Source organism: Clostridium sp. 1001275B_160808_H3, from assembly GCF_015550425.1.
Taxonomy (GTDB): Bacteria; Bacillota; Clostridia; order Clostridiales; family Clostridiaceae; genus Clostridium.
Genome location: NZ_JADNAT010000033.1, coordinates 1 through 24,920, shown reverse-complemented (window position 1 = coordinate 24,920; position 24,920 = coordinate 1). Strand labels below are relative to the sequence as shown.

General features: G+C 26.4%; 23 protein-coding genes. 2 read left to right on the top strand and 21 right to left on the bottom strand.

The window, feature by feature from the left end; translation table 11 throughout:
* Window positions 1–423: 423 nt before the first annotated feature.
* Window positions 424–849 carry a nucleoside 2-deoxyribosyltransferase gene (locus I2A75_RS16830; protein ID WP_195266760.1) on the bottom strand — a complete coding sequence of 142 codons (426 nt, stop codon included), beginning with the start codon at window positions 847–849 and terminating at the stop codon, window positions 424–426.
* Window positions 850–1,102: 253 nt separating this feature from the next.
* Between I2A75_RS16830 and I2A75_RS16825 the strand changes: the two genes are divergently transcribed.
* On the top strand, window positions 1,103–1,855 hold the full coding sequence (locus tag I2A75_RS16825; RefSeq protein ID WP_195266759.1) for an acyl-ACP thioesterase domain-containing protein: 753 nt from the start codon (window positions 1,103–1,105) through the stop codon (window positions 1,853–1,855).
* A gap of 181 nt (window positions 1,856–2,036) precedes the next feature.
* Here I2A75_RS16825 and I2A75_RS16820 read toward each other — a convergent pair whose 3' ends face one another.
* The 11 genes from I2A75_RS16820 to I2A75_RS16770 all read right to left on the bottom strand — a co-directional run bounded on the left by I2A75_RS16820 (window position 2,037) and on the right by I2A75_RS16770 (window position 14,831).
* Window positions 2,037–3,755 (bottom strand): ABC transporter transmembrane domain-containing protein, encoded by a 1,719-nt coding sequence (locus I2A75_RS16820; protein ID WP_195266758.1) that lies wholly within the window; start codon window positions 3,753–3,755, stop codon window positions 2,037–2,039.
* Window positions 3,712–5,085, bottom strand: coding sequence for a radical SAM protein (locus I2A75_RS16815; RefSeq protein ID WP_195266757.1), 1,374 nt, complete (start codon window positions 5,083–5,085; stop codon window positions 3,712–3,714). Before I2A75_RS16815 ends, I2A75_RS16820 begins: the two co-directional genes overlap by 44 nt.
* A gap of 214 nt (window positions 5,086–5,299) precedes the next feature.
* Complete coding sequence (locus I2A75_RS16810) at window positions 5,300–5,443, bottom strand: hypothetical protein (protein WP_195266756.1); 144 nt, start codon at window positions 5,441–5,443, stop codon at window positions 5,300–5,302.
* A 216-nt stretch (window positions 5,444–5,659) separates the two neighbouring features.
* Entirely contained in the window at window positions 5,660–6,568 is a 909-nt protein-coding gene (locus I2A75_RS16805; protein WP_195266755.1) for a HAMP domain-containing sensor histidine kinase, read from the bottom strand.
* Between the two features lie 49 nt (window positions 6,569–6,617).
* Window positions 6,618–9,254, bottom strand: a complete 2,637-nt coding sequence (locus tag I2A75_RS16800; protein WP_195266754.1) for an ABC transporter permease — start codon at window positions 9,252–9,254, stop codon at window positions 6,618–6,620.
* Window positions 9,251–9,934: an ABC transporter ATP-binding protein gene (locus I2A75_RS16795; RefSeq protein ID WP_195266753.1), complete on the bottom strand. Its 684-nt coding sequence runs from the start codon at window positions 9,932–9,934 to the stop codon at window positions 9,251–9,253. The genes I2A75_RS16800 and I2A75_RS16795 overlap by 4 nt, the downstream gene beginning before the upstream one ends.
* Before the next feature lie 100 nt (window positions 9,935–10,034).
* Window positions 10,035–10,778, bottom strand: coding sequence for an ABC transporter permease subunit (locus I2A75_RS16790; protein ID WP_207733857.1), 744 nt, complete (start codon window positions 10,776–10,778; stop codon window positions 10,035–10,037).
* Between the two features lie 5 nt (window positions 10,779–10,783).
* Window positions 10,784–11,686 carry an ABC transporter ATP-binding protein gene (locus I2A75_RS16785; protein WP_195266752.1) on the bottom strand — a complete coding sequence of 301 codons (903 nt, stop codon included), beginning with the start codon at window positions 11,684–11,686 and terminating at the stop codon, window positions 10,784–10,786.
* 117 nt (window positions 11,687–11,803) lie between these two features.
* Window positions 11,804–12,478 carry a response regulator transcription factor gene (locus tag I2A75_RS16780; RefSeq protein ID WP_195266751.1) on the bottom strand — a complete coding sequence of 225 codons (675 nt, stop codon included), beginning with the start codon at window positions 12,476–12,478 and terminating at the stop codon, window positions 11,804–11,806.
* Window positions 12,479–13,524: 1,046 nt separating this feature from the next.
* Window positions 13,525–14,259 carry a glucose 1-dehydrogenase gene (locus I2A75_RS16775; protein WP_195266750.1) on the bottom strand — a complete coding sequence of 245 codons (735 nt, stop codon included), beginning with the start codon at window positions 14,257–14,259 and terminating at the stop codon, window positions 13,525–13,527.
* Between the two features lie 416 nt (window positions 14,260–14,675).
* On the bottom strand, window positions 14,676–14,831 hold the full coding sequence (locus tag I2A75_RS16770) for a DUF6132 family protein (protein ID WP_008678881.1): 156 nt from the start codon (window positions 14,829–14,831) through the stop codon (window positions 14,676–14,678).
* Window positions 14,832–15,015: 184 nt separating this feature from the next.
* Here I2A75_RS16770 and I2A75_RS16765 point away from each other — a divergent pair, with 184 nt between their 5' ends.
* A complete protein-coding gene (locus tag I2A75_RS16765) occupies window positions 15,016–15,570 on the top strand; it encodes a class I SAM-dependent methyltransferase (protein ID WP_195266749.1) in 555 nt (184 codons plus the stop codon).
* A gap of 489 nt (window positions 15,571–16,059) precedes the next feature.
* On the opposite strand, the gene I2A75_RS16760 is transcribed toward I2A75_RS16765, so the two are convergent.
* From I2A75_RS16760 to I2A75_RS16720, 9 genes are all read right to left on the bottom strand, one after another.
* A complete protein-coding gene (locus tag I2A75_RS16760) occupies window positions 16,060–16,917 on the bottom strand; it encodes an AraC family transcriptional regulator (RefSeq protein WP_195266748.1) in 858 nt (285 codons plus the stop codon).
* 364 nt (window positions 16,918–17,281) lie between these two features.
* Complete coding sequence (locus tag I2A75_RS16755; protein ID WP_195266747.1) at window positions 17,282–17,899, bottom strand: DUF1062 domain-containing protein; 618 nt, start codon at window positions 17,897–17,899, stop codon at window positions 17,282–17,284.
* A gap of 247 nt (window positions 17,900–18,146) precedes the next feature.
* Window positions 18,147–18,677, bottom strand: coding sequence for a helix-turn-helix transcriptional regulator (locus tag I2A75_RS16750; protein WP_195266746.1), 531 nt, complete (start codon window positions 18,675–18,677; stop codon window positions 18,147–18,149).
* A gap of 56 nt (window positions 18,678–18,733) precedes the next feature.
* A complete protein-coding gene (locus I2A75_RS16745) occupies window positions 18,734–19,582 on the bottom strand; it encodes a sialate O-acetylesterase (RefSeq protein ID WP_195266745.1) in 849 nt (282 codons plus the stop codon).
* Between the two features lie 279 nt (window positions 19,583–19,861).
* Window positions 19,862–20,977 (bottom strand): ATP-binding protein, encoded by a 1,116-nt coding sequence (locus tag I2A75_RS16740; RefSeq protein ID WP_243242207.1) that lies wholly within the window; start codon window positions 20,975–20,977, stop codon window positions 19,862–19,864.
* Window positions 20,967–21,662, bottom strand: a complete 696-nt coding sequence (locus I2A75_RS16735; RefSeq protein WP_195266744.1) for a response regulator transcription factor — start codon at window positions 21,660–21,662, stop codon at window positions 20,967–20,969. The genes I2A75_RS16740 and I2A75_RS16735 overlap by 11 nt, the downstream gene beginning before the upstream one ends.
* A 14-nt stretch (window positions 21,663–21,676) precedes the next feature.
* On the bottom strand, window positions 21,677–22,333 hold the full coding sequence (locus I2A75_RS16730; protein ID WP_195266743.1) for a M15 family metallopeptidase: 657 nt from the start codon (window positions 22,331–22,333) through the stop codon (window positions 21,677–21,679).
* Between the two features lie 235 nt (window positions 22,334–22,568).
* Entirely contained in the window at window positions 22,569–24,098 is a 1,530-nt protein-coding gene (locus tag I2A75_RS16725) for a hypothetical protein (RefSeq protein ID WP_195266742.1), read from the bottom strand.
* Window positions 24,099–24,616: 518 nt separating this feature from the next.
* On the bottom strand, window positions 24,617–24,820 hold the full coding sequence (locus I2A75_RS16720; RefSeq protein ID WP_195266741.1) for a DUF4177 domain-containing protein: 204 nt from the start codon (window positions 24,818–24,820) through the stop codon (window positions 24,617–24,619).
* Window positions 24,821–24,920: the final 100 nt, after the last annotated feature.

Below are 24,920 nucleotides of genomic sequence, written 5' to 3'. Positions count from 1 at the left end.
TATTAATAGTAGTTACTTTATTCGTATTTAAAGTAACTAGGAAATTTATCTAAAGAAATTTAAAAATATAGTTGCCGATGCTGATTATAAAAGTAAGAAAAATTACGTATATATAGAGGAACATAATCAGACATCTTATATAAAACCTCAATTTTATGAAAAGCAAAAAACAAAGAAATTTAAATCAGACATAAGTAAGCGAGAAAATATGGAATATAATTCTGAGAATGACGAATATATTTGTGTTTTAGGTAGACGTTTAAAAAATATTGGAGTAATTAAGGAAGATCATGGCATAATATATTTTTATTATAACTCCTAAAATATCAATTTTAAAATACAAAAAAAGAGGTTGCTACAAAATGATTAAAAATAATTTTTTAGCAACCTCTTTCCAATTATGGATATATATTTATTTTTTAACTAAAGCATTTCACCACTATAAAAAGAACTTTCTAATTTTTTTAAATCATAATTTTTAAGTTCCTCTATAGTTATATTTGCATGAGCTCCTTCATGAACCATAAGATTACTATCTTTACCTACATGAACTAAAATAACAGGTTTATCAGTAGCATAAGCATAACCAAGTTCCCATGCTGTTCCACTATCTGAGTAATTTCCATGATAAATACCTACAATGATTTCAGCCCACTTAATATGTTTTAAGTCATTCATAAAAGTTTCAATTGACCATTGGCGAGAACCAACTTCAGCATTTTTATCCATTGGATTTCTCATAGGTGAAAATACCTCTAACCCCTTTTCTTCTAAGATTTTCTCAACCTTTTCTAAATATTCAACTTCTGTATCATTAAAAAATGGACTAGCTAAATAAACTCTCTTCATTTCCTTTTACCTCCGTAAATTTTTCTTAAATTATTCCTTTGTTTCAACATTTCTAAAATAATGTAAATACACTAATCAAAATTAATAAATTTTATTTTACTTATTATTTCAGCAACATTTAAATTTTCGTTTATTATGCATATTTTATCTACAAACTATTAAAAATTCTACTATAAATGGAACAATCAGTCAATAATTATAAAGTGAGTTATATATAAAACGCACGTTAACCTTATAAAAGGAGGAAATATAATTGAATGATATTTTTGAAAAGGAATATACAATAAATATTTTTAATGTTGATTCTGAACATAAATGTACATTTTCATCCTTAGCAGATTTCTTATGGGATGTCATCATAGCCCAATCTGATTACTTAGGAGAAACTAATGAAGGATTTGCTCAAAATAACTGTATTTGGGTACTTTTAAAGTATGATATAACTATATATGAATATCCTAAATTTAAAGATAAAATAACAGTTCAAACTAAGGTATTAGGTACAAAAAAGTTCTATGGCTATAGGCAAAACACTATAAAAAACTCTGAAGGGAAAATTATAGGAGAGGTCTTTTCAACAGCTATATTAATAGATTTCGATAAAAGGCGTCCTATGAGGATATCTCCTAAACAAAGCGAAATATATGGTCTTAAAGAGGAATTAGTTGAAGTACCTGTTTTAGATGATATACCTAAACTTCAAAAACCAGACTATATAAAAGACTATCCTGTTAGATATAGTGACATAGATTCTAATGGGCATGTTAATAATGTAAAGTATATTGAAATGGCTATGGATACTTTACCAAGATCTATTTTAAACGAATATAATTTATTTAATATTAAAGTACTATTTAAAAAGGAAACAACTGATGGAGATACTTTACATATTTCATCTGAAGTAATTTATGATGAAAATAGCGATATTAATACAATTCACAATATTACAAGTGATAATGGAGTACTTCTTACAAAGTTACAAATTATATGGAAGAAAAAATTTTAGCCTTATAAAAAATTAGAAATGATCTTGTTATTAATATATAACATGATTATTTCTAATTTGTTAATTATTAATTTTTTAATCGAATTCTACTACGCCTTTACTTGTGATCAATTTAAAGATTCCCTATAACTAAGCTTTTTTTTAGATTAATGATATATTTTTTAATACTCAAAATACAAATTTATTTACATAATGTCTTTTCTATTATTAAATTATTTTTCACCTCATATATTGGGGAACAATATTTCAAAATTGTCTTTCTATGTGTAACAGCAATAATAGTTTTATCATTTAAGTATTGATATATATTTTTACAAATTATCTCTTCTGATTCAATGTCTAGAGCTGATGTAGGTTCATCTAATATAATAATGGAATAATCATTAACAAAGATACGAGCTAATGCTAATTTCTGTGCCTGTCCTCCAGATAAAGAAATACCATTATCTCCAATAACTGTATTTATACCATTAGGCATATTTTTTATATCATCTGTTAAGCAGACAAGAGAAATAATTTCGTTAACTTTTTCTTCTGTTAACTCCTTATTATTCAATAAAATATTATCAAGTATTGTACCATTAAGTATAAACGGTCTTTGGCTAATACAAATAATATTTTCCCTTAGATAATCTAATTTATAATCTTCAATATTACACCCATCTAAAAGTATTTCTCCTTGATAATCTTCCTGCAACCTCATAAGCAATCTTATCAATGTTGTTTTACCTGAACCATTACTTCCTATTAATGCAATTTTTGATCGATTTTCAATATTAATATTAGCTTTATTAAATATAATCTCCTTACCATAACTAAAACTGAAATCTTTTAGAATAATATCACCATATAATGGTTGCTCTGAAGACTTATAACCTTCTTGAATTACATACTTTTTATTATGCAATATATTAGATACTCTTTTTAGTGAAGCTTGTATCTTTTTTAATTCTACATATAAATTAGTAAGCACAGTTACTGGTGAAAATAATTGCTGAGTATAAACTGTTAATGAAAATAATATACCTACAGTCATTTCTTCATTTAACATCATATAACCACCTAAGCATAATGCTATAATTAAGGTTAAATTATTAAATACAATTCCTACAATATTTGACCAAACTCCTAGATTTGTAATCCTCTTTTCCTTTTTAAAATATTCTATACACTTGTTCAAATAATTTTTTTTATACTGATGATGATAGTTTAACATTTTAATATCAGATATATTAAATACCAATTCTTGTGTATGTGAATATAGTTCACCCTTACTTTTACTTAACCCTAATGAGTAGCTCTTTAATTTTTTTCCATTGTTTTTTTGTAAATATGCATACAAAATTAATAAAGCAATACAAACTATAGCTATATGATAATCTATTACAAATATTATAATTAATAATCCTATAATTGTAATTACTGAAACTAGAAACTCTGTTATTATATATATTCCTACTCTTTCAATCTGTTGTAGATCATTTTCAATTACTGATATAATCTGCGATCTTTTATATTCTCCAAAAAATATTTGAGAGTATTTACTTAACTGTTCCGTAATATCCTCTTTTATTTTTAGTATTATTTTCTGGCATATAGTTAAAGATTTATTTGCAACAAAATATCTAGAAAGCGACTGAATTATTACAATAAAAAACATACTAAAAGTATATATAAACAATTTATTTATACTTTTATTAACTAATGCATCATCAATAACTAATTCTATAATATAAGGATATATCAGATTAGCTGAGGTGAAAATCATTATAGATAATAAACAAATAAAGATGTCCAAAAGAAAAGGCTTAATATATTTATTAAACAGTTTAAAATAATTGTGATTATTTAAGAAATTATTTAATGCAAGGTAACTCTTTTTGTTCTTTAAATAATTCATCAATCTCCTCATCGCTTAATCTTAAATATATATTAATTGCCTCAGCTGTTGTCTTTCTTTTATATTCACAAAATGGCTCATAAGGTAAATTCATATTATCTGTTAAAGAAAAATTAGTATGAACACATCCACCAACACATAAATTTCTAGTCCAACAACTACTGCACTTATCAAAGTTATATATCTTAGTTTTTTCAGCAAATTCTTTTTGCTTATCATCGTCTTTAAAGATATTACCTAGAATTGCTTTTTTACTACCTACAAATCTTTGACATGGGTATATATCACCATTAATATCTATAGCATACATGTTTTTACCTGCACCGCAAGCAGTTGTACGTATTCCAGAATTGTGAATATAACTCAAAGTTTCCATAACCATTACATTATTTTTCACTTCGTCAATTTTCTTTTCCTTAATACGATTTTCAAAATTTGAATAAAGATTTATATGTGCATCAGCTACTGCATCATATTCCTCATCATTTAATAAATTGAATGCTGGAGATAATACAACCCTGTTAAATCCTGTTGAATTTAAAAAATCATATGTATGCACTAAATCTAGTTCTTTTGTAGTAATTGTACCTCTAGCACTTAATAAACCTTTTTCTCTTAAAGATTTTGTTTTTCTCAATACTGTATCAAATGAACCAACTTTACCACTAAAATATCTATTTGAATCATGAGTATTCTTATCACCATCAATACTGATTTGAATAGCAATTTTATTTTCTATAATGAATTCTTCAATCTCTTTATTTAACAAAGTACCATTTGAAGTCATGCTAAAGTTAAATTTTTTGTTTATTTCTTTTTCATGGCAATAAGAAACAATTTCTTTTATTAATTCAAAATTTAAAAGCGGTTCTCCTCCAAAAAAACAAACTCCTAATTGTTCACTATCAGATTTATCTATTAAAAAATCTACTGCTCTTTTAGCGGTAGTAATATCCATTCTGCCACAATCGTTATATTTTCCCTCATCAGCATAGCAGTAAGAACATCTAAGATTACAATCTTGAGCAACTAAAAGAATGATTGCAGATAAGTTGTCAGTATTTATATCATAATTATTTTCAATGTTATCATCTTTATTTTCTATGATTCCGAACTCACGCATCGAGTTAATAAGTTCATCTAATTCCTCTTTACTAAATAATGAAGATAAATCTTTTTCGATCTCTTCATATGTTTTTCCTTCTTCGTTTAATAAAGCTAAAGTTCTGTCATCTATTTCAAATATCTTGCTATCGTTAACACAATACATATATTTATGGTCATCATTCTGAAATATTTTAAAATTTGAAAATTTAATATGTGTATCCATAAATCCCCCTTAAAGCTTTAATTTTTCAATAAATATATTTTATATTAATAAAAAATAAGCTACCTATAAAATAATTATAAGTAAGTTATCTTATTAACAATTTATTCTTATTTAAACAAAATAACCAATCTTCTATTTCTATAAGAAATAGAAGATCAATTATTTGTATTTGTTATAAAAACTTATATTAGACTATAGTAATAATTACGTTTTACTAACGTTCAACACTCTTGTTTACGTCCCACCAGCCACCATCACAGAAGATACAGTTAGCATCAAAACGACCACAACCTGCTTTAGCTTTAACGTTCATACTATTTGAATTCTTTAATTTTAACATTTTACATCCCCCTCTCATTATAAAGCAAATAATATACTTCTTATTTTATTTTTTTGACAAGCTTGTCTTCAAATTTACTATAACATAGAAAGTTTGTTAAATAAATACTAATATGTACTTATTTTACACTTTTTTTTTATGTGAGACTTAAAATCAATTTACCCTATAATTAGGTAAAAAAGGTTAGTATTTATCCTTTACATAGAAAAAATACTAACCTTTTTATATAAATTATTAAGCTTTAGGAAATGAAATAGATATAAAGAACCTACTATTATTATAATAAGCCTCTATTTTTCCATTCATCTGCATTGTAATTTCTTTAGCTATTGTCAAGCCTAACCCCGTAGTCTTTTTATTTCTAGATTGATCCTTTGTATAAAAACGGTCAAATATTTTATCTAAATCCTCTCCAGTCATTGGATCACTAATATTAGAAAACGTAAATATATAACTATCTTTTTCCTGGATTTGAAAACAATATTCTCCTTTACCATGAGTAATTGCATTAAATAAGATATTAGAAAATATTCTTTTTATCCCTTGTTCATCTCCTAGTATTATGCATGGCTTTTCTAATAAATGAATAGTAGGCTCTTCTCCGTTCTTATTAAAATCATCATAATACATAGCAAGCGTATCTATAAAAACTTTTTTTGCATCTATAGATACGTGTTCATAAATAATTTCTCCTGATTCAATACGTACATATTCAAATAATTGTTCCAGCAACATTTTAACCATATTTTGTCTTTCCAATATTATTCTTAAGTATTCTTGGCTTTCTTCTTCTGTAGCACTTGCCTGAAGCATTTGAACATATCCACTAGCAGTTGTAAGCGGTGTACGTAAATCATGTGCAATATTGGTTATACCCTTTCTAAACTTCATAGTTAACCTTTTAATTCGTATACGTGACAGTCTGATATCTTTAATTAGCTTATTTAGTATATTTACCAAATCTACGATATCACTTTGCCTTGCCAGTACTGTTAGAAGTTCATTAGTATCAGGTACATTCATTATTTCCAATAATTGTCTAGTAATATGCTTAATGTTCATACGATAATATAAATGATAAATAATTAGTATAATAAGCATAAACATAAGCAAAAAAGTTGTAACCACCCAAACATCCTTCATATTAACTCCTTTGCAACAATAAACTCGCAGCTATAATAAACATTAAATACTATACTAGTCCATCTTTCATTGCTTCTATAATATTACTTCTTTTAACAGACTTAGAAGAAAACCAATAAGCCAAAAGTATAGATATAAATACTAGTATAGCATAAACTAAAATTGATTTACCTGGGAAGACAGTTATAAATTCACTCCATGTTATTGATGTTAAATTTAGCATATACCAACATATAATAAATACTACAGGAATAGCAATAACAATTGGTTTTAATGCAAATAATAAGCCTTCTAATGTAAGCATTTTATTTAATCCTTTCGGAGTTAATCCTACTGACCTTAACATAGCAAATTCTTTTTTACGTAATCTCATATTATTTGAAACAATAGAAAATGCATTAAAAATACCAATCATACCAATCATTAATGCAACAGCAGAAACACCAATCTCAATAGCTCTCTGAACTAGTTCTTTATGATTTTTTTCTTCTAATAAAGTCCATATACTAAAATCTTCTGATCCTAAATAAGAGCTACAAGTCTGTGTTAATTCTTTCTTTGCATTTACACTAGCCTCATCCCCAACCAACAAATCAATTGACATTCTACTAGATTCAAGAATACGCTCTGGTGAAAAATCGTTAACTATTTTATCATAATTCTTCATTGGTATTATTAAAGCTAGACTATATCTGTTACTATTTATATCACTAGGATATTTATCTGTAACATCTCCTATTTTTATCTTAAAATTATTGGTTGTATCCATATCATCATCTACTTTTTCATATAAACTCATTTCACTTCCTTCTTTTGTATTTAAAAATGGAATTTCTTCTGCAACTTTTGAATCAACAGGTATATGATATGTTCTATTTATCAATATACCTGATACTGTACTTTCTGTATTATATTTTTCATAGTCAGTTCCAATATCATTGCAATATTTTTCAAATGATTCATCACTCAATCCTACTAGATTAACTATAATTCTATATTTATCATCTTCTTTTAATACATTGTATTTATTGCTGCTTATTTCAGTAAATCCACCTGATGCAGCAAAAACATCTGACTCGTCTTCTGAACTTACATATGTTGAAGTACGTACCTGCCTTCTAATAACACTATCTTTAACTTCTGGCATTGAAGTAATCCTATTAATCATTTCGTCGCTTGGTTCATCAACGACATTTAGAGAAACTGTAATATCATGACTAACTTCTTTACTATTTTGAGAATCAGCTAAATTATATATGGAAATAATATTGGTATAACCAGCTATCAAAATAAAGCACATTGAAAGAGAAAGAACTGCTACTCGTAAACTTTTCTTATTTGCTGAAAATTGTGAACCTGCAAGCTCACCTTCTATCCCAAATATTTTCTTAATTATTAAATTACGTTTTTGCTTTTTAATTTTTATTACCTGACTATTTTGAAGTATTCCAGAAATAGCTGGCACTTTTGCTGCTTTTCTTGCTGGAATATATGCTGAAACTAGAACTGTAATTAATGATATGAGTAATGAAAAAATAACAACTATCCAAGAAAAACAAACCCGAATATTCTTATAATCTTCTATAAGGCTCAAAATTCCATTAACCTTAGAAAATACAAGATAACTAAACATATATCCTATTATTAAACCAATTGGAAGCTGAACAATCCATAGCAAAAATCCCTCATAGAGGACAGAATACTTAATTTGTTTTGGTGTTGCTCCTAAGCTCTTTAAAATACTTAATTCCTTAATTCTACTATTAGCTGATAAAGCAAATGCATTATAAATGATAAGAATAAATGCTCCCATAATTAGTAAAAGCATGATTACTGCTATAGCTAGAATTAAAATAAATTGAGTGTTTGTATTATTTTTATCGCTTATTCCATATAAATTCAATAACTGTGTATTATACATAACTCTATATTGTCCATGTTCGTCCTTACTTAATCCAATAGATTCAGCAATATCTGGTAGTTCCTTATATATCCCTCGAACATTCTTAAAATTCATATAAACTGTAAGTTCATCACTTGGTTGAATATCTGAAACATCCAAATATCCCATTGCAATATATCCTGGAAATAAAGAAATTGCAGATATGTCTAACTCTCCAACTATTGTATAAGTCTTTGTTCCTGATACCTCAAAGGTTTCACCTTCTTGTTTATAAGCTTGTGTTTGAATTGCTACGTTATTTAACATACGGTTCCCTATTGGGAGTGTTACCTTATCACCAACTTTATATTGTGGATTATCTATAAAGAATAGTTTCGATATAACAATTTCTCCCGATTCTTCTGGAAGTCTTCCTTCTATAACACTATTTTTAAAGTTCATGTTGTTCCAAAAATCCTTATTTGCATCTCTCAATAACAAATATTGGCGCTTTGTATCCTGAAGCTCTGCTGTAATCCAACTTCCTTTAATCATTGTAGTTTTAATAGCTGGATTTTCTGTAATATGTTTTAATTTATCACCAGAAATGGACTCAGTTATTTCTCCCTGCCAATAACCAGTTTGCTCAATTGCTGTATTTACCTTTGAGTCCCATATAGAATATAGAAAAATACATAATGAACACAATAATGATGAAGCAATTGTTATAGCTACTAATATAGAAATTGTATGCCGTTTATTCTTTTTTAACTGGTGATACGTGTATTCATTCATAATTTTCATGACTTATTCACCTCATCTGACACTATTTTCCCATCAATAATTGTAATCATTCTATGTGCTGATAATGCAATTTCTTCATCATGCGTTATCATTACAATTGTCTGATTATATTCCTCATTTGAACGCTTCAATAATTCAAGAGTTGCTTTAGTATTTTTCCTATCAAGATTTCCAGTAGGCTCATCAGCTAAAATAATTGATGGTTTATAAATTAGTGCTCTTCCTATAGCAACTCTTTGTTGTTGTCCACCTGATAGCTGATTGGGAAGATGATTAAGCCTTTTGCTTAATCCAAGCATTTCTATAACCTTATCAAATTCTTCTTTTTTAGGTTTTACTCCATCTAATAGCATTGGTAACAATATATTCTTTTCTACATTCAATGTAGGAATTAAATTATAAGACTGATAAATTATACCTATATTTTTTCGTCTAAATAAAGCTGACTCAGTTTCATTCATAGATGATATATCAGTATCCTCTATATATATTTTCCCTTCTGTTGGACGATCCACACCACCTAACATATGAAGCAGTGTAGATTTTCCAGAGCCACTAGGTCCAATTATTGAAACAAATTCACCTTTTCCTATTCTCAAATTTAAATTATCTAATGCATTAACCTTTGTATCACCCATACCATAAATTTTTGATAAATTTTCTGTTCTTAATATATTCAAAATCATCTTCTCCCTTCTCTTCCTATATATACCTTAAATAATTTATTACTTTTTTAAATCATCTTGTAATATCACTTACAAACTTTCTTTATTGATATAGTTACTCTACATCCCTTTTTGAAAATAATATACAAGATCCTAAAATTGCAGTTACACCAATTAACACTAAAACAAGACAACACTTCATAATATCCTCTGGTTTTGAAACAAAATTAATTATAATTTTACGCATATTACTAAGACCGTACATTAAAAAAGTATCATTATTTGTTAATAAGGCAAATATATTAACTATAAAATTACTTCCTACAGCCAATACTATAGACGCTATAATTGTAATACCTACATTTTTTAATAAATGAGATAAAAAAGTACCAACCCCTGTGCTTGCCCAAATTATACATAGCATTCCTAAATTCATGCGCATAAACACAGTAATGTCAATTTCACCTAATCCAGATAATATTGTAAATGACAATAAATTTATAAATCCAAAACCTAACACAACTATAGTAATAACCAAAGATATTGCTATATACTGACCAAGTACTAATCTCCATCTTTCTATTCCATGGCTAGCCATTTGACGTATGCTACCATTTGCATATTCAGCAGTAATTGAAAAAGCTACAAATATAAGAATTATATATATAATGCCATCTGCTTCATATGATGCTTGATAAGTAGAAATTCCTGTTCCTAGCATTTCAGAAGAACCAGAAGATAACTTTTCTTTAAACCCAGAAACAAATGCAATGACATTCATCACTAAAAATACTATCAAGGTTCCATAAAAAATTTTGTTTTTAAATATTTTATAAATTTCACTTGAAATTACATTCATAATCACTAATCTTCTCCCATCATTTTTATGAAATAAGCCTCTACATCATTGCCTTCCAAAGTTAAACCTGACACCAAGACATTATTTTCAACTAAAGCTTTATTAATCTGTTCCGGAATATCTAAGCAGTCATAAATACAGATTTTTCCCTCTTCCAATACTTTATAATCGGTACTTTTTATAGTATTTTTTATGATATAAACTGCTTTCTCAGAATTATTTACCACTAATGAAATGCACTTTTTGCAACGTTTTTCTAATTCCTTAGCTGAAAATTCATCAATCAATACACCTTTCTTAATAATGCCATATTTCGTTGCAATTTTAGCAAGTTCTCCTAAAATATGAGATGAAATAAAAATAGTAATACCATTTTCACAATTTAATTTTAAAAGTAATTCTCTAATTTCTTTAATACCAGAAGGGTCTAATCCATTAATAGGTTCATCTAAAATAAGGAAATCTGGATTACCTATTAAAGAAATTGCAATTGATAAACGTTGTTTCATACCCATGGAAAAAGATTTGGTTTTCTTTTTGCCCGTATCTTCTAAACCAACTAAAGCTAAAACTTCCTCAACATTACCATAGTCTGTAATACCAAGAAGCTTATCATAATAAATCAAATTTTCTTTTGCTGTCATGTTAGGATAAAGTGCTGGCTGTTCAATGATAGTTCCTATCCTTTTCCTACCTTTTTTTAAATTACTACTTTCAAAAAGCTTAATATCTCCTTGATTTTGGCTAATCAACCCACAAACCATTTTCATAATTGTAGTTTTTCCTGCACCATTTTTTCCTATTAAACCATAAATATCACCTTTCTCAACATTGATATTAACCTTATTTACAGCTATTTGTTTTCCATATTTTTTTGTTAAACTATCAGTTTGTAATACTAATCCCATATACTTTACCCCTTAATTTCTTTACATAGAAGTATTATTTTTTCCATATTTAAATAATAAAATAAAAATATTAAAATAAGATTTTTAATTTATCAAGAAAGTATAAAGTTTTATAAATTAATTATCCTGCATTTTATATCCTATACCCCAAACTGTTTTTATATATGATTCTCCATTTTTTAATTTATTACGAAGATTACTAACATGTACTGTAACCACTCTTTCATCAAAAAGATATTCTTCAGACCAGACGCTTTCAAATATATTCTGTTTTGTAAATATTTTCTTTGGATTACTAATTAACAGTTCTAATATTCTATACTCTTTTACAGTAAGCTCAATAGCCTCATCTTTAATAGTCACTATATGATTTTCACTATCTAAAACTAAGTCCTTGAATTTGTATATATATGTTTTATCTGGTAATGAACCCTTGTTTATTCTTCTTAACACTGCTGATATTCTTACAATTAATTCCTCATTGTTGAATGGCTTTGTTATATAATCATCTGCTCCATTTCTCATTATCTCAAGTTTAGTATCCAAATCATCTTTTGCTGATACACATATAACAGGAATTTGCAATTTATTAATTTTAGTTAAAACCTCTTCTCCACTTAATCCTGGTAGCATTAAGTCTAATAACACTAAATAAAAGGACTCTTTTTCTAATAACAAAAGAGCCTCTGTACCAGAAAATGCAGCTACTGTTTCATATTTGTTCTTTTTTAATAAAGTTTGTATCATCTTATTAATTTGAGGATCATCCTCTACGATTAATATCTTATTCATTCATCTCCCTACCCTTCAATAAACAATCTAATTTTCATCCAAATTTTTATTTATTTATGTTTTTTTACAGTTAATAATTATTATGTAGCACTACATAACACATGCTCTATGAGTATATTGTATATTTTTATTGTATAATATACAATTATTTTCCATTTAGAATTTCCATGATACAAGATAAAATTTTGATTATTTTCTTTTGCTACATAAGTAATATTGAAAAACTCTTTTGATTAAATTAAAAATTATATTCACTCTGATTTATTATAGGGTATTTAGGTTATAAAAATAGCCTTAGGCAAGATATATAAATGCCTAAGGCTATCCTATAGTTTTAATCTTTAAATATTATGGATAGTCTTTTAAATCCTATCTCAATAACTTTTATCTCTTAATATGTGAATGTATTATAATTTCTATTTATTTTGTATTACATTCTACAGTATTACAAATCCAATAAACAAAGTCTCTAAATATATTAAATTACTTATTACAAGATTCTTTACTGCTAATACATATGTATATTGGCTGGATGTATCTTTTATTTTCTAAGTCATCTTCCATTTCATAAATACTATTAGCCAGCATTGTAGTTTCTATTCCTGTTACAGCTGGTAACTTAATTATAAAAATAGATATAATAAATCCTTTGTAAAAATATCCGCTAATTTTAAAAACACTGCTTCTATTTTAGGAAGTGCCTCTCTTCCTTTTTGTATTAAATACAGGCTATTAATACGATTATCCTTTTCATCTGTCTCTACCTTAAGTTTATTATATTTATTGATGTTTATATTGGACGTTGTACATATCTATACTGCTGTAAGTTTGCTAAAAATCAATCGTATTAACTGATAAAATTAGCATAGCAACTTATTATATCCATAGTAAAGTAAAAAAAAGTAGTATTAGGAATTTATATAACTTGCCTAATACTACTTTTTCATTTATTTAAAATGTTTATCAATTATATTAATATATAAAATATAAAAAATGTAGAGCCGACTGTAAATTCGAAGTTACTATTTTTATAACTTACTCTTAATTTACATTGCAGTTAATCCACCATCGATAACAAATTCTGATCCTGTTGAATAACTTGATTCATCTGAAGCAAGATAAAGTACTAGATTTGAAACTTCTTCAGATTTAGCCATTCTTCTAATTGGAATTTGTTTAGAAAGTTTCTCAATCACTTCATATGAATCTCCTTCAGTAACCATCGGTGTTTCTATTACACCTGGATGTACTGAATTAACTCTAATTCCAAGTGGTGATAATTGAATTGCCGCTGCCTTTGTCATTCCACGAACTGCAAATTTTGTATCTGTATAACCAATTGCCCCACCTACTAATCCATTCATAGATGAAATATTTATTATTGAACCTGTTCCTGCTTTCTTCATAGAAGCCGCTACTGCCTTAGTCCCAAGAAAAACAGATACTTGATTTATATCTACAATTTTTCTATATTCATCTTCAGTAATTTCTAATAAAGGTTTATTTATACTTATACCAGCATTATTCACTAAAATATTAACTTGTCCAAATATTTTTTCAGTATCCTCTACAACCTTTTCCCAACTAGCGGCATCTGTAACATCTTGTTTTATAAATTTCACATTAGCACCTATTTCTTTCTCTAGTATTCTACCTTGTTCTTCATTTAAGTCAGTAAAGACAACTTTTGCACCTTCACTTGCAAATAAACGTACATGAGATGCTCCCATACCTCTTGCTCCACCAGTAATAATTGCCACTTTATTTTTTAAACGTTCCATTTATAATTTCTCCTTAACTAATTTTTTTTATTTATATCATATTCATTAATTCATATCTATTTTTAGATATTACAATTTTTGAATTGAACCTACAGGATAATTGTTATTTATTAGCAAATATCATCCTGTAATTATATATATTTTCTTTCTTACTAACAAATAGTTAGTTCAGCTTAAAGTATCTATAAGCTTATAACTAACACCAATATAAAAGAAGATGAATAAACTGTAGATTGGTCAATCACATAAATGTGAACAACAAACCTAAGGTTTTTATTCTTTCTTTGAAAATTCTACAACTATTTTTTTCAATACATACTGCCACCAATGATTGATTATAATACCTAAAAGAAAACTTGGAATTTTTATTTTCTTTGCCTATCTTAGATTATAAAATGCTAATTATTTTTAGACTTTTAAGAAACAAATAGATTTGCTAAAAGAGCACCATATATAATAGATACATATTTATTAGAAGTTATTGGACATGTTCCACTGGCACATCCAATTTTTTTATAGTATATATATCCTAATAAAGCACCAATAATTGAAGCAATAATATATTTTCCCATAATTAAAAATCTCCTTATTATAAAAGTATTTGTTATATCTAATATTAAGATAAAAATAAATTTTTATATGTAACTTAGTCACTGAAATATATATTAAATTAAGTTATTATAATTTATATAATAAGCATGTATTTATTTTACTAAAAATAAACTATAACATTTCATTTAGTAAAGGAGACTATAAATGAATAATCATAAATTTGATGTAAAAAAATTAAATAAACTAAATGATCCTGAAAGATTAAGTTTAATTGATTTAGATAAAATTATAGAAGAATTACAATTACCTAAAGATAGTACAATTGTAGATATTGGTATAGGTACTGGTATATTTTCTGAAGCCTTTTTAAGTAAATTAGCAAATTCTAAGGGATTAGGATTTGATATTTCTGAAGATATGATTAAATGGGTAAAGGAAAATAGAAAGGATGCCTCAACTGGAAGGCTATCCGTAGCAATAATGAGTGAAAATGAAATACCTTTAGCTGAAAATACTGCTGACTTAGTTTTTATGATTACAGTTCATCATGAACTAAAAGATCCTGTAAGCTTATTAAAAGATGCAAAAAGAGTTTTAAAAAATGATGGTAAGCTTTTAATTTGTGATTGGAAAGAGGGAGTTCATAAACACTTTGTAACAAAGGAAAGTATATTACAAGACTTGGACTTGTCAGGATTTAAAAATATTAAAGAATTAAATAACTCAAATAAATTAATTTCTTTAATTGCCACTAAGTAGTTTTATTATATTAGATCTATGGAAATAGTATTTAAATATTATTTCCATAGATTTATTTGTAAATTTAAGAGCGACTAGATAATTTTGTGTAGTTTTTATTTTTATTGTTTTTTATATTACTGGAAATTTTTATTTCCAGTAATATTTTTTTATCTAATTTAGTACATACAGTTTCATATTTTTTTTATAATCTGTGGCTCAAGTTTTACATTTTTTAATTTCTTCATTGTAATCAAAGTTAGTATCAATTTTCTTTATCATAATAATTCATCCAAAATTTTTGTGGTATATTATTCTATAACTACCAACTGTTCATACAAAAAATAGTAGATAGTTTTGCTTTTACGCAAGACTATCTACTGCCCTAAATTTAATACATGTTAAATCAAAATTTTACCTCTTTTACTATTCTCATTTAATGCTTTTTCAACGATATCTAGACCTATCACTTCTATTTATTGATATCTTTAATCTCAAAATTCCATTACGTTATTTTCTCTTTACTGGAATCCAAACTTCACAATAGTAATTTTCATCTGAAATCCCTTTTTCATACTCACTTGGATCACTATACATTTCTACATTATAACCTGCAGCAATCTCATAATCTCTACAGTTTGGTAACCACTCTGAAAATATTTTCTTATTAGTTTCTTGAATTGATGTTTTTCCTTGTCCATAACAAGGGAAAACAGCCCAAGTAAACTTAGGAATTGTTTTAACTATATACCCTTCCATGCCTTCTTTCTCTTTAGAATAATCCTCTGCAATAAGGTACTCAAATTCATTGCCGCCCATTTCCTCATCAATGTTAATACCATACATTCCACATATATCCTTTAGTTTTCCTTGTGAAATATGCTCATTCCAGAATAAAGGTACCTCTGTAAATGCTGTATCATATTTAAATTTCTTAGACGCTCCTATAACCTTAAATGAATCCTTCTCAACTATTTTATAATCCATGATATATCCACCTTCCAATGAAAATTTAATTTTAAGGGCAACAAATGACTTTATCATAGCACCCTCTTTACGAACTGCAGATGGTGTAACCCCATGAAATCGTGTAAAAGCTTTAGTAAAGCTATCTGGAGAATCATATCCATACTTTATTGCAATATCTATTATTTTTTCATTACTAGATAAGACTTCACTGCCGGCAAGTGCAAGTCTTCTTCTCTTAATGTATTCACTTACAGAATAGCCACATAACATTCCAAATCCCTTTTGAAAATAAAAAGGTGAAATATTTACTCTATCTGCAATTTCTTTAATAGATAAATCCTCTGTAATATTTTCTTCAATATAAGAAATAGCTTCTCTAATACTTTCAATCCATTCCATAATTTTAACCCCTTTCAATTCGTTAATCTAATCTTATCATCATTAAAGATTGACATCCCGACTTTTTAAGTTTTCTTTTGTCCTACAATTATTATATCAAAAAGTGAATACGATAATTATCTTATAACAGGTATCTCGTATAATATTGAATTAATTTTTCCAATTAAAATCTATTAATTAATCTATCTTTTTAGCTTACATAACGGTATTTTACTTATAAAAATAGTCTTAACCATTAATTTTGCTTGATTAAGACTACTTTTCTCATTTATTTATTATATTTTCCATCATTAGTAAAAAGCATTTATCGGTCTATACTAAACTTCTATATCTGAATTACATTCATACATATCTATATAGTAGCTTATATTATAGCTTGTAAAACTTCTATATTTTCTACTTCCTTCAAAACATGTATCTCCATCCCATCTCTTACTCTTGTATTTAATGAATTTTTAGAATCATCAATGAAGATTATTCCTTTTTTATGCATATCTTTTATCTTACTTCTTGGAAGCCCAAGTTTATCACTTAAGAGCTTATCAACTCTCATTTCTATTGGATACTTACAAATAATTTCAATAACTAGTTCATTTTCTTTTATATAATCCGCCTCTAATTTTCTTTGAATTAAGTTATAATTTACATCTTCAAAAATAACTCCAGCTTTATTTTTATTATATACACTTAAATTAAAGGCATATTCTCTAGCTAATCCCTTGTCATTAGAAAGAAATTTTTCATATTCATATTTATTAATATCATTAGGATTTATTCTTTCATATATTGTCATATTCCAAGTAGATTTACATTTTTCACATTGATAAATTAGCCAAATATCAATGTTATTTTTATTTGCATTTACTCTAAATTTTTCACTATTTATATAATGTGATTTTTGATTACATTTAGGACAATTCCTTTTAACTATTGGTAAATTCTCAGGAACTATTTCCCATTGGTATTTTTTTAAATAGCTCATTTTACTCCTCCTAGTCATTCAATTTTTAGGATTTGCAAAGGCTATTTCATTACATTTTTATAATAATGCAATAGCCTCTGCTATGCATTAAAAATATCTCTTGTCATAAAGAATTCCTCCAGTCTTTTGTAATGTATATTTATATTTTATCAGCACTACATAGTGCATAGAACCTCATTCTTATTTAGTAAATAAAAATGAGCCAATATGATAAGATCATAATGGCTCATTTTTTTATAGTAAAAGCTTATTTATTCATGTTACTATCATGTAAATTTTTTAATAAATCTTCAAACCATTTAAGATTTACTAAATGATGAGAAAGTGAATTTTCCATCATCTTTCTAAAATACGTCTCAACAGTATTATCATTTCTAATAGATTCTTCTAATAAAAAAATTCTATCCTTAGTTTGTTCTATTTGAATTTCTATTATTTTTTCTAAGTCCTCTTTTTTATATTCATCAGCAAATAACATTGTCCCATAAAAAGGTAAATTTATATACTCAGTTTTACATCCATACTTATACATTAACTTTTCAAACTCTTTATTTCCCAATTCTGTTATTATATAATTTTGAGTTTCTCTAACATTATTTAACTTATCAACTCTTTTAATATATTCTTTTTCTTCCAATTTTTGAAGATTATAATAAAAAGATCCTTTGGTAAAATTCACTATATATTTGTAGTGTCTCTCTTCCATTAATGATAGTAATTCGTATCCATAAGAACCTGGATTTTGTTTTATTAAACCTAATATTAATAATGGTATCAAAATATTATCCCCTTTATATTTTTCAATTTGTAATACACTATTTTTTAATTATATCATTAGTCATTATTAATTTTTGTAACTTGAGCTAAAAATTCATCATATGATATTTTCCCTAATGCAAAATTCATACTTTTCATATATATTTTCTCCGTCTTAGTATGTACTCTTGAACAAATTGAATTTACTAAATCACCTTCATTTGTTAATGGTTCTAATATATGCTTTCTATTATAAAAAGCCTCAAAATATCTTAATCCAAATTTTCTTTGAGAAATTGCATCAATATGAATTCCATCAGGATTAGAAGTTAAGCCTGATGCAGTAACAAAATAACATTTATCTTGTTCAATTGCAAACTTTTCTAATTCTTGATTGATAAGATTATATTCAGTGCAACCTTTTCCAAATCCTTCTTTTCCTAAAAAATCTGGTAATCCACCAATAATAACTGGAATGTTTTGAGCATTTAATTCTTTTCTAAGAGCTTCAATTATTAACAGTAACTTTTCATAGTATGTTTTGTAATTCCCATTATGACTATCACTTTCCCCTTGATGCCATATAACTCCAACCAATTCACTACTTTGCATAGCAAATTTGGCTTCATTTATTGCATGTCTAAAAAGTACTTTATCTACAGCCCACTCATCTATTGAACTTCCTCCTTCTGCGCAGGGAACTAAGCCAATAATATCATCTTCATTCTTACAACACCATGCCTCTGCAAATGAACTTGCTAGACTTACTCCTGCAACAGGTCTGTCATAATTAATTGGTTCAGTCATCATTTGCCATCTACCATTACGCAACATTTGTATCCTTTCATTATAAATTGGAGGCACTTCACTAATAAAACCTCTACCTGCCATATTTGACTGGCCTAACATTAAAACTGATTTAATCACTTTTTTCATCCTCTCTTTTATTGATGTAAAATTAATATAACTCATCAATAGTCTAATTAGACTATTTTTACATAATCATTATAGTCTAATTAGACTATTTGTCAACTATTCTCTTTATCATTAATACTCTCTAAAATATAAAAACTTCTATATGTAATATAATTACACATAGAAGTTTCTTGTAAATACTATCTTTATTTATTACAGTATTCTTAACTATAATATATATTTATATTTTAGATTTATTTTATTATAATAAATTAGTAAAAAAATTATATGCTAAGCTTCATTATAGCTCAGTGGTAATCTTATCTCAAAAATAGTTTTATTCTCATCACTACTTACTGAAATAAAACCGCTGTGTAATTCAATAATATTTTTTGTTATTGCTAATCCTAATCCTGTTCCTCCTATTTCTCTATTCCTAGATTTTTCAACTCTATAAAATCTATCGAAAATATGAGGCAAATCTATTTCAGGTATAGCCTCTCCATAATTAATAATTTGAACAATTGCCATAGAATCTTCAGCTTTTGTTATAATATCAACGTAATATCCCTGTTTTCCATATTTAATCGAATTAGATAATAGATTTTCAAATGCTCTTACTAACTTTCTTGCATCCGCATATACTATTAACTTATCCTCTGAAAAATTAATTCTTTCCTTCATATTTTCTTTTTTAAACTCATTTTTAAAATACACCACCAATTGTCCTAATAAATCTACTAAATTTATTTGTGATCTTTCTAAAACAATACTGCTATTTTGCATTTTTGTTAATTCAAACAAATCATTTATAAGTAAACTTAGATCTTTAGACTTTTGATATGCTATATTGATATAATATCTAAGTTCCACCTCATCTTTATACTTATCAGAATCAATAAACTCTAGATATCCTATTATTGATGTTAATGGAGTTCTTAAATCATGCGAGACATTAGTTATTAAATCATTTTTAGTTTTCTGAGCTTTTCTCTCCTCTATCATAATCTCTTTAAGTTGGGTTGATATATTATTTATATTATCTACTAAACTTTTCATATAACCAGATGCTTTAATATCTATTAATTTATCTAAATTTCCCTCTACCATTATCTCTGTTTCTTCTATAATTGTAGCTAAGTCCTTATTTTTTTTGTACGTTATTGCGTAATTTATAATTAAAAATAAAGGTAAAGCTACAATTATATAAAGATATCTGCCAATATCCTCATACTGTAGTGTATTCCATAAACTCCATATAAAGTCAATAATCTTAATATTTGTATACCTATATAATAAAATTATTAATTCTCTAATTAAACTTGCTGTTATATATGTTAACACTGCTGATATTGCTATTTCACCTATTGGTTTTATCCAACAATTAACAATTATTTTATTTTTCAATTTTGTATCCAACTCCCCATACAGTATGTATTATTTTATCTCCATATGAGTTCTGTTCCAATTTATCTCTTAATCTGCTCATATGAACCATAACTGTATTATTTGATTGATAATATTTCTCTTTCCATACTCTTTCAAAAATTTCCTCCGCGCTAAAAACTCTTCCCCTATTAGTAGCTAACAAATATAAAATGTCAAATTCTCTTGCTGTAAGTACTACTTCATTTTTATTTACCGTCACCCTATGCTGTCTCTTATCTATAATCATATTGTCAATAATTATTATATTATCTGAATTTGATATTTTAGAATTTAAAAAATATGTCCTTCTAATTAGTGCCTTTATTCTAACTATTAATTCTAAGCTATTAAAGGGTTTGCATATATAATCATCTGCCCCAGTCATTATTCCCTGTATTTTATCCATATCCTCAACTTTTGCACTTAACATTAAAATAGGAATATTGTTATTTATTCTTACTCTTTTACAAACCTCTAATCCATCTATATCTGGCATCATAATATCTAATACTATCAAATGAATTACTTCTTTATTTAATATTTCTAACGCCTCTTTGCCACAACTAGCTTTAAATACAAAATATCCTTCACTTTTAAGATTTATCTCTAATAAATCTCTAATTTCTTTTTCATCATCTACTACAAGAATATTATTATAACTCATATTTCCTCCACACTTTATTTTTTTAGGTATTCTTCTAATGTAATTCCATTAACATAAATATATTTTGCCGCATCTTTTCCTACATATCTAATATGCCAAGGTTCATATTCTATTCCAGTGATTCTTTTTTTATTCTTAGGATACCTTATAATAAATCCAAATCTACTGCAATTTTTTTCAAGCCATTCAGCTTCTAGTGTTCCTTCAGCAAAATACTTATACTCATTAGTAATATCTATACATAATCCTGTTTGGTGTTCACTAAATCCAGGTTTAGCTACATATGCATCTGCACTTCTTTTACCTTCATCTCTTACCCTATCATTATATATAATCTCTTGAGATTCATAAGACCTATATCCTGAATTACCTTTTAAGATTATTCCATCTTTTTTAGCTTCATTTATTAATTCTTCTAATGGTTCTTTTATAATTCCTGCTACCTGTTTTTCTTCATTTGTTACTTCATCAGAAAATGGTATTTCAGGTATGGTTAATCCTATGGGTATATAGCTTTTATCTAACCCATTTTTTTTATTTACTAAAATTAAAATATCATTTACATTACTATTTCTTTTTTCTATTCTAGTATAGTTTATACTATTTACTCCATACCAACATAATAACAATATTATTATAAACACTAGAATTGATTTAAATACTCTTTTCATATCTTCTACTCCCCCTCGCGCATTATGACTTTATTGTAGAAGATAGAGTTTACATCAATTATAAAAAATTCTTACGAAACCTTAAGTTTTTAAATTCATTTATATTTTTGATAAATAATATACTATTAACCTTATAATATGCTACTTAACTTACAAAACTAGCCTTAACAAGTTATGCTCCTTGATTAAGACTAGTTTTATCATTTATTTATGGTACTGTTCACCATTTGTTATTTTAAATCCTTCCCTTCCTAACCATAACCTCAAACCACTTCTCCCCACTACCAATTTCATTTCTATTCCCATCTACGGCTATAATTCTTAAGTTTGACGTATTATCTAGTCTCAACTTTTCTTTATATTCATTTATTGTTGTTCTTAAGTTGAAGTGGCTTCCATCTACATAATGAAGTATGCATATAGTTTTATTATAATCTTCTATTAATTCTCTAAATAAGCCATTTATATGTCCATCATCACAATTGAAAGCAAATCCACACACGCAAATGATATCTGATTCTTTAAATTTATTAAACATATCTACGTATCTTTTAGACATCTTAACTGAGGTTAATGGTTTTATACCACTTTGAGTAAATAAGAAAGGTACTATTATATGCTTTTTCTCTTTGTTTTCATCAAAGGATATTATTTTATTTAAATATGGATCATAGTAATCATTTATCGATCCATTTAGGTAATAGACCTCTTCCTTAGTTATATCTTCTATAAATGAATTGTAGTTTGTTGTTCCTATTGCATTTATATCTACAAATTCTTTTAGATATAAAACATCATGATAATATCCATTGCCTTCTTTTATTCTTTCTGTATTGCTTTTAGCTATTGATTCTATATATCTTTTTACTGTATATAAAAATATAACTATTTTGTTGAATTTACCCCAATCTGTTTTTGGACTATAAATGTATCTCCAGTTAGAATCAATTAATGTTTGATAATCTAATGCTCTTGAATATATATCTTCTAATATCTGCAATCCAAATTTAGTTATTTTCTCTTCATTACTGTAGTCTTCTCTTATATTTAAATCTTCATTTTCTATTAATAGTTCTAAGCCTTTCATGCCTGTATTTGTATAATCTAATGTAAATATTGCTCCAAGATCATCAAATAAATCTATGCTTTCTGGACTATCATAAAAAATCCCATCATTTAACCTATGTATTAAATCTTCACCTAATGATCCTATTAATAATTCAAGTATTGCCCTTGTTATATTTCTTATATTTAACTTAAATTGATAACTTACATTTTCTATTTCTAAAAGTTTTAAAAATGCTGAAAAATAGTTACTTCCAAAAAGTGAATTATTTCCTCCTAATAATGGATTTAACTTTATTATGTGAGAATAATTATAGGATCCTAATTCTAAACCTGTTATATTTAAAAATACTTTATCTATATCATGTCCATTGTCATATAACCTTAGTGATATTAAGTTAACCTTTTCATCAAAGTTATTTAAGTAATCTAAAATATTGTTTCTTTTGTTTTCTAAACTACCTTTTACTATTGATTCATATTGTGTCTTTGTAAAAGCAGTTAGTTTTTTATTATCAAAGCCTTCTGGTAACCATCTTGCATAATTTGATTGTTTATCAACATTATTTAATTGTTCCTTTAAATTTATCTTATCATCACTAGTATTCATTCTAAAAATATCAAGAGCAAACTTTCCACCTGATGGTAGCCCATATGAACATTCAGCACCAGCTCCAAAAAACAAAGAAACTTTAGTCATAATCCTCCCCCTTTAACAATACTCTTTATGTTAATTATAGCACATATTACATTTATTAACATAATATTACACTTATAAAATACATATTAATTTCTTACTATAATAATAAGCAAATTTTCATGTATCTCCACTGTTTAAATAGCTAATTAAATAGCTAAACAAATTCACTTATTTGATATGTTTAAGCAATTTATAAATGTTAACTTGCTAGTTCACTTTAACAAATCTCACTTAATCATCATAAACTTTTTCTTGCCATAATTAAAATTCAAATTATACATATTATAAAAAATGTAGTTACCTTGTTTATAAATAAAGTAACTACAAAATTTTTCTCTTTCCATATGAAGTAAATAATAATGGTATTTTTTCATTATATTTCTCACTTCTAAAAACAAAAACTCTTACCTGCATCCCTAAATACAAGTAAAAGTTTTTTCTTTTCTAAATTAATAATATATATTTGTATTAATTTTTATATACATCAATTTATGTTTCCGTAAAACTGGAATTTATAATTATAATTTTTCAAACACTAATGTCGCTTGAATTCTATCTCCGCCAAGCATCCCTTTACTTCCTGATGCCGCAGTAGTAATTGTATGTAATCGATATCCCTTTTCAGCTTGAGTATTTATGACTTTTTCTAATTCCGTCAAATTCCCCGACCCTGTTCCTATAAATTTTTCTTTTAACACTACTTGCATCACTACGTAATTCATAAAAGTTCCCCCTTAAATTTTAAGTTAGTGTAAAGTTTTTTTACACTACTTCTCTTTTAAAATCTTTATATATCAAGGTTTCGCAAGTTTTTTGTATAAA

Excerpts from the sequence above, each read along its gene's own strand:
- I2A75_RS16830 (WP_195266760.1), bottom strand. The coding sequence starts at position 849 with ATGAAGAGAGTTTATTTAGCTAGTCCATTTTTTAATGATACAGAAGTT.
- I2A75_RS16820 (WP_195266758.1), bottom strand. The coding sequence starts at position 3,755 with ATGAATTATTTAAAGAACAAAAAGAGTTACCTTGCATTAAATAATTTC.
- I2A75_RS16815 (WP_195266757.1), bottom strand. The coding sequence starts at position 5,085 with ATGGATACACATATTAAATTTTCAAATTTTAAAATATTTCAGAATGAT.
- I2A75_RS16810 (WP_195266756.1), bottom strand. The coding sequence starts at position 5,443 with ATGAGAGGGGGATGTAAAATGTTAAAATTAAAGAATTCAAATAGTATG.
- I2A75_RS16805 (WP_195266755.1), bottom strand. The coding sequence starts at position 6,568 with ATGAAGGATGTTTGGGTGGTTACAACTTTTTTGCTTATGTTTATGCTT.
- I2A75_RS16800 (WP_195266754.1), bottom strand. The coding sequence starts at position 9,254 with ATGAAAATTATGAATGAATACACGTATCACCAGTTAAAAAAGAATAAA.
- I2A75_RS16790 (WP_207733857.1), bottom strand. The coding sequence starts at position 10,778 with ATGAATGTAATTTCAAGTGAAATTTATAAAATATTTAAAAACAAAATT.
- I2A75_RS16785 (WP_195266752.1), bottom strand. The coding sequence starts at position 11,686 with ATGGGATTAGTATTACAAACTGATAGTTTAACAAAAAAATATGGAAAA.
- I2A75_RS16780 (WP_195266751.1), bottom strand. The coding sequence starts at position 12,478 with ATGAATAAGATATTAATCGTAGAGGATGATCCTCAAATTAATAAGATG.
- I2A75_RS16775 (WP_195266750.1), bottom strand. The coding sequence starts at position 14,259 with ATGGAACGTTTAAAAAATAAAGTGGCAATTATTACTGGTGGAGCAAGA.
- I2A75_RS16770 (WP_008678881.1), bottom strand. The coding sequence starts at position 14,831 with ATGGGAAAATATATTATTGCTTCAATTATTGGTGCTTTATTAGGATAT.
- I2A75_RS16765 (WP_195266749.1), top strand. The coding sequence starts at position 15,016 with ATGAATAATCATAAATTTGATGTAAAAAAATTAAATAAACTAAATGAT.
- I2A75_RS16760 (WP_195266748.1), bottom strand. The coding sequence starts at position 16,917 with ATGGAATGGATTGAAAGTATTAGAGAAGCTATTTCTTATATTGAAGAA.
- I2A75_RS16755 (WP_195266747.1), bottom strand. The coding sequence starts at position 17,899 with ATGAGCTATTTAAAAAAATACCAATGGGAAATAGTTCCTGAGAATTTA.
- I2A75_RS16735 (WP_195266744.1), bottom strand. The coding sequence starts at position 21,662 with ATGAGTTATAATAATATTCTTGTAGTAGATGATGAAAAAGAAATTAGA.
- I2A75_RS16730 (WP_195266743.1), bottom strand. The coding sequence starts at position 22,333 with ATGAAAAGAGTATTTAAATCAATTCTAGTGTTTATAATAATATTGTTA.
- I2A75_RS16725 (WP_195266742.1), bottom strand. The coding sequence starts at position 24,098 with ATGACTAAAGTTTCTTTGTTTTTTGGAGCTGGTGCTGAATGTTCATAT.
- I2A75_RS16720 (WP_195266741.1), bottom strand. The coding sequence starts at position 24,820 with ATGAATTACGTAGTGATGCAAGTAGTGTTAAAAGAAAAATTTATAGGA.